The 5,308-nt window shown below is 36.8% G+C and carries 6 protein-coding genes; 1 reads left to right on the top strand and 5 read right to left on the bottom strand.

Annotated features, from left to right (window positions below; all coding sequences use genetic code 11):
- Positions 1-761, top strand: a 761-nt coding sequence (locus KI356_RS28490) for a VrrB protein (protein WP_307856629.1), incomplete at its 5' end; no start/stop codon positions are given.
- 44 nt (positions 762-805) lie between these two features.
- Here KI356_RS28490 and KI356_RS16820 read toward each other — a convergent pair.
- The 5 genes from KI356_RS16820 to KI356_RS16800 form a co-directional block, all read right to left on the bottom strand.
- Complete coding sequence (locus KI356_RS16820) at positions 806-1,228, bottom strand: pyrophosphohydrolase domain-containing protein (protein WP_212935950.1); 423 nt, start codon at positions 1,226-1,228, stop codon at positions 806-808.
- A gap of 97 nt (positions 1,229-1,325) precedes the next feature.
- Positions 1,326-1,511 (bottom strand): hypothetical protein, encoded by a 186-nt coding sequence (locus KI356_RS16815; protein ID WP_002123183.1) that lies wholly within the window; start codon positions 1,509-1,511, stop codon positions 1,326-1,328.
- An 86-nt stretch (positions 1,512-1,597) separates the two neighbouring features.
- Complete coding sequence (locus tag KI356_RS16810; RefSeq protein ID WP_212935949.1) at positions 1,598-2,677, bottom strand: Ger(x)C family spore germination protein; 1,080 nt, start codon at positions 2,675-2,677, stop codon at positions 1,598-1,600.
- Positions 2,653-3,747, bottom strand: coding sequence for a spore germination protein (locus tag KI356_RS16805; RefSeq protein WP_212935948.1), 1,095 nt, complete (start codon positions 3,745-3,747; stop codon positions 2,653-2,655). The genes KI356_RS16810 and KI356_RS16805 overlap by 25 nt, the downstream gene beginning before the upstream one ends.
- Positions 3,748-3,763: 16 nt before the next feature.
- A partial coding sequence (locus tag KI356_RS16800) for a spore germination protein (protein WP_212935947.1) occupies positions 3,764-5,308 on the bottom strand: 1,545 nt, incomplete at its 5' end.

Raw genomic sequence — 5,308 nt, 5'->3', positions numbered from 1 at the left:
GAGGAGCACAAGGAGGAGTACCTGTAGGTATGCCAACTACATTTCCATCTTTCGTAGGAGGAGCACAAGGAGGAGTACCTGTAGGTATGCCAACTACATTTCCATCTTTTGTGGGAGGCGTACAAACAGGATTTCCTGTACCTGGCGTCGGTGTTGTAGCTGGTGGAATCGGCGGCTTCCCTCAAGGTGTTCACGGTCATCATGTACACCATGAGCATCACGGCCATCATCAACATCATGGCCATCATCAGCACCACGGCCACCATCAACAACAAGTACATCATCAGCACCACGGTCATCATCAAATTCATCCGCAGGCTGTTCTTTATCAAACTCATCAAAGTCACCATCATGGTCACCAAGGCCAGCATCAACACCACGGTCATCATGGGCAACATCAACACCACGGCCATCATCAGCAACAAGTACATCACCAAGGTCAGCATCAAATTCACCCGCAGGCTGTCCTTTATCAAACTCACCAAGGTCAACACCATCACCAAGGTCAACATCATCACCAAGGTCAACACCATCACCAAGGTCAACAACATCATCAAGGTCAACACCATCACCAAGGTCAACAACATCATCAAGGTCAACACCATCACCAAGGTCAACAACATCATCAAGGTCAACAACAATACCAACAGTATCAGCAGCAACAACAGCCTTGGGCAGGTGGAATTGGAGCAGGGACGGCAGCAGGAGCAGCAGCTGGTACTGCAGGAGCAGCAGGACACGCGGGACACGTGGGTCATTAATGGGCCAAAGGAAAAAAGACATAATAAAAAACTGCTAGGAGATCCTAGCAGTTTTTTTCCGCCTCTTGACGTTGACGTTCAATTTCCGCACGAAGTTGTGGTTCTGGTGCTTCCCAGCCTTCTGGTTTTAAAATTTTGCCGTCGCCTTCACGGAATCGAGGCTTTCCATCAGGGAATAGTTTTGCCATGTTAGCATTGTTTACAATTTCGAATCCTTTATCTGGACGTACGCCCATTTCTGCAAACGTTCCGAATGCAAAGTAAATAAGGTCAATAAGTGCATCATATTGATCTTCAACAGTTGTTGCTTCTAGAAATTCTTCTAGCTCTTCTTGCATAAAGCTAGCACGAATTTTTGCACGCTCTTCTGTTAGTTTTGTTGGAGTACTTGTCACAGGATGTCCGAATTCTTCATGCATTTTTGCAACAAGTTCGTACCCTTTATCTAAACCTTTTTCGTTTGTCATGTTGTTTCATCCTTTCTCGTTTTCTGCCGAATTTTATTGTAACATAAGGTGATTATGAAATGAAAAGAACATCTTATTGAAATAAGATGTTCGCTCGTTATTCTTCTTTTTTAATTAAAATAGATAAAATAAGGTCGATGCCAAACATACCAACAAGTAACATTGGTATAACGACAAGTAAATAACGTGTGAAGGAATCATTTTTCAAGTATGTATGAGCAAATAAAAAGACGCCGAGAAATAAAATACCGTTTAAAATAGGCTTTACTAATTTTTTAGACATAAGCTCCCCCATAAATATCTTCTCTCTCTAAAATAAAAACTCCTCTCTCCGTTGTATCATGCTGGAGAGAGGAGTTCAATCATTTATCATTCAATTACACCAGAATTTGTAATATTTACGCTGTATTTTATATTAATCGGAACATCTTTGTACATACGTCGCCACTCTTCTAACTTGAATGGGCGATAATGTTGCTTATACTTTGCACCTAGCCCGAGAGGATCTACGTTTAAAGATTTAAACTGCTTAATTAATTTGGTAGCCTGTACATCCAATTGTTTTTGGACATTTTTTTCAATGTTTTTTGTGTTCTTGTTATTTTCTAAGTTAATTTGCTTCGATAATTCTTGAATACGTGCATCAAGATGAACGTGAATGAAAAAAGAAGGCTTCCCGTTTTTAATTTTTATATCGTAAGTTGGAACAGAACGAATATTATTAATCATTACGTACGCAGAATCCGTTTTAAATTCGTGTGAATCTAATTTGTGTTTCTCTAATAGTCCTTTAAATATGAACATATCTTTTTCAGCGATTTTACCGATATATTTATCCTTTTTAAAAAGACCAATTCCGTTGATTTTTATTTTATCACCATGCTTCTTTAGAATGGGAATATAGTAGTCTTGCCCTTCTTGATAATAACGGAATGCTCCTATATGCAGGTTATCCTTTGGTAAAGGACCGGTCTCCATATTATGTTCTAACAATTTTTTTATATAAATTGCAACGTTGTATGAAGTCGTATATTTCCCTTTTAAAAGTTCAGTACCATTCCCCTCTAATAAGCCAACATATAAAGCGTTCCCTATATTCACATCTCGAAGTAATGTATCGAATGAAGTAGACATTCCTTTTTTGGCAAGTCTTATAGTATATAGAGCGACACGCATTTGCCCGCTAGCAAAGGGTTGAGAAGACTCTAAAGATGTGTCTGCTTTTACTTGTTTTACCGCATTTGCCGTTCCTTCAAAAACTTGAACTTTATTTCCTTTTTTCTGAATGGGACAAACGAATGACACTTTTACTTTATTATCCTTTGCTACGTCAAATATAGTTCCTTGAATAAGCTGTACATCATCGATAATATTTTTTTGTAAACATCCAGTTAGACTGAAGAATGTTATACAAGAAATAAGTATTAATTTGCTTTTGATTTTTTCCATTTTCTTTTCACCCACACAATAATAAATAGGATAGGGATGTATACATACATGAGCCAAAAACTAGCTTTTCCGGAATTACTAATAAAAGTATTAATGTCATGTCTGTTTGTTAAAAGCTGTGAAACAATGAGAGTAATAAGGATGAAAGCGATTAGGACACCTCTTTGTTTTACGCGAAATATTTCATGAGTTCCTCTTGTTGCCGCCCATAACGGAAGGATAAAACTTGTAATAATAGTAAGCGCATAGCCTGAAATCGCAATATATTCCAGCCTTTCTATGAACGGTAATTGGATTACTTGGGTCATAGAAAGTTGTGACCATATCGTTTTTAACAATTGTTTCTCACTAAAAAATGAAAAGGCTAAAAGGGTACTAAATAAATATAGAAGATTTGAAAATAATGCTCCGTATTGAGCGAATTTATGAGATTGCTTCGGATTTTTCACAAATGGGTAAACCATGAGATAAATTTCAAACCCTGTCATACTGTAGATTGACAGATTGGCGGCTTTTAAAATATCTGAAAAAGAATGTGTGAACACAGGTAGTAAATTAGACAAATGTGAGTATTTCAAAACGAATAGACTAAGAAATAAATATCCCAATGTACCGCCAACTGAGATGACGCAAATACCAGTAATGACACGGAATCCAGAAGAAATAATGTAGTAGCTAGCTAAGCATAAAAAGATTGTTAACATCCAAGTTGACGCGGTAGGAAACATCCATACTTGAATAATCTCAACATATGTTCGAATGACGGAAATACTGATGATTAAAAAATAAGCCATAAAGATGAGAGTAACGCTGTTTCCTAGCCATTTTCCGAATGTTTGTCGATGTAAATCAACTAAGTTTCCGTTTGTTTCTTTTAATAAAAAATACATCATCCATATAAGGATATGGATACAAATTCCTATAATTAGAACGCCTATCCAGCCGTCATATCCAGCGGCTTTTGCAATAATTCGAGCGAATCCAAGAACTCCGGCACCAAACTGTGCACTGTGAATTAAGAAGAAAACAAAGATAGGAGATATTTGATATTTTTCTTGAACTTTACTCATCAATGCACCTCATTTCTTAATCATCAAAATCGGATCTATGTTTTGTTGAAATCCCTTTTGCAGATTTTTTTACATGTTGTGGTCTTGCTTGTACATCTCTTGTATCAATCATTGTTAATGGAAACCGAATCCATGAATCTTTAACGGATTGTTGTCTTGTCGGATAAAACAAAGCGTACGGTTTACGTAAGGATGTAAGTCTAAATAAATGGGTAAATAAAAAGATAAATCCAAGAGAAATCCCGAAAAGTCCTCCTATTTCGGCAAATATGAGAAATGGGAAACGGAGTAATCGAACCGCATTACCCATTTTATAAATAGGCGTAATAAAGGAAGCCAGTGCTGATAATGCAACGATAATTAATAAAATATTACTCGTTAAACCAGCTTGGACAGATGCCTGTCCGATTACGATACCTCCTACAATACCGAGTGTTTGACCGACCTTCATCGGTAATCTCGCGCCAGCTTCTCTTAATAAATCGATGGCAAGTTCTAAGAAGAGTGCTTCAATTAAAGGTGGAAACGGTACTTGCGCCCTTGATAAAATTAACGTTTCCAATAAATCACTAGGAACTAATTCATAGTGATAGTTTAAAGTGGCAACATATAATGGTGTCGCGCAAATTGAGAATAAAACAGCGATTAGCCGTAAAATCCTTGAAAATGTAGCGTATAACCAAGAAACGTTATAGTCTTCTGGCGAAATGAAAAAATCAAAATATGATACAGGAGTTAAGAGGACACTTGGAGAACCATCAACAAAAATAGCAATTTTGCCATCGATAAGTGCCTTTGTAACTCTGTCAGTACGCTCTGTATTTATATAGAGCGGGAAAATAGATTTTTCCCCCATTAATTCTTGTATATATGCACTATCGTTAATTTGATCATATTCAAGAGCCCGTAATGATTCCTCTAGAAAATCTACATTATCTTTCTCAGCTAAGTTATTTAAATACATCATAACGACTTTTGTTTTTGAGAACTCTCCGATAATCATTTCTTTTGTTTGTAACTCTAAAACAGGAAGGCGTTTTCGTACTAAATTAATATTCGTATCAATATCCTCTACGAAGCCTTCTTGAGGTCCGATAACGGTCGATTCATTTAATGGAGGAGTTGGTGCACGATAATTATCAATTGCAATATTTGCAAGCATACACTTTTGATCTTGCTGATTTAATTGAATAATTGCATGGCCTTTTAAAACCATGTCCTCAATTTTTTGTAAGTCGTTCGTAATTGTAATACCACTCATCGGAATATGTTCTTTTAATTCTTCTAATGGAGCGCAAGGACGTTCCATTAGAGTAGGCATTAAATACTTTTGCAATTTCTCACCATCAAGTGAAGGACGATAGTAAGAAATCCAATAAGGCATCGTTTCATCGTCAGATGTGTGATAATTAACAAAATCACTAGACTGTTTCAGCTTCTCTATTAAATCTTGTAGAGAATGAATATGGTCATTTTCTGGTTTACTAAAGTCATAAATGCTGTTACTTCCTGAGCTTTGCTGCTCGCCTTGAGAAGAATTGTCTTGCTGCTTGCTTTGAGA

Source organism: Bacillus hominis, from assembly GCF_018332515.1.
GTDB lineage: Bacteria > Bacillota > Bacilli > Bacillales > Bacillaceae_G > Bacillus_A > Bacillus_A hominis.
This window is presented reverse-complemented; position numbering and strand designations above follow the sequence as displayed.

Coding starts and splice junctions, on each gene's coding strand:
- KI356_RS16815 (WP_002123183.1), bottom strand. CDS start 1,511: ATGTCTAAAAAATTAGTAAAGCCTATTTTAAACGGTATTTTATTTCTC.
- KI356_RS16820 (WP_212935950.1), bottom strand. CDS start 1,228: ATGACAAACGAAAAAGGTTTAGATAAAGGGTACGAACTTGTTGCAAAA.
- KI356_RS16810 (WP_212935949.1), bottom strand. CDS start 2,677: ATGGAAAAAATCAAAAGCAAATTAATACTTATTTCTTGTATAACATTC.
- KI356_RS16805 (WP_212935948.1), bottom strand. CDS start 3,747: ATGAGTAAAGTTCAAGAAAAATATCAAATATCTCCTATCTTTGTTTTC.